General features: G+C 63.0%; 1 pseudogene. It reads right to left on the reverse strand.

What is annotated here, in order from left to right:
* Positions 1 to 111: 111 nt before the first annotated feature.
* A pseudogene (locus tag E4K09_RS30380) lies at positions 112 to 211 on the reverse strand (GNAT family N-acetyltransferase); the annotation flags it as partial.

Raw genomic sequence — 211 nt, forward strand, 5'->3', positions numbered from 1 at the left:
AGGCATCCACCCGATCAAAGGGCGATCACCTGCCCTATGCTCAAGGCTAAATCTTGATCGACCATCCGGGTTCCCGCAAGAGGCCGGGAGGCTCAGTTCACCCCCCCCCCCTCAAGCAGGCGTGATCTGCTTGTGGAAGTAAGTCGTGTCGCACAGGCCGCCCTGCGGCCACAGGGCATAGTTCGGAATGACGCCGACGCGCTGCCAGCCG

The organism is Microvirga pakistanensis, from assembly GCF_004458765.1.
Classification (GTDB): Bacteria; Pseudomonadota; Alphaproteobacteria; order Rhizobiales; family Beijerinckiaceae; genus Microvirga; species Microvirga pakistanensis.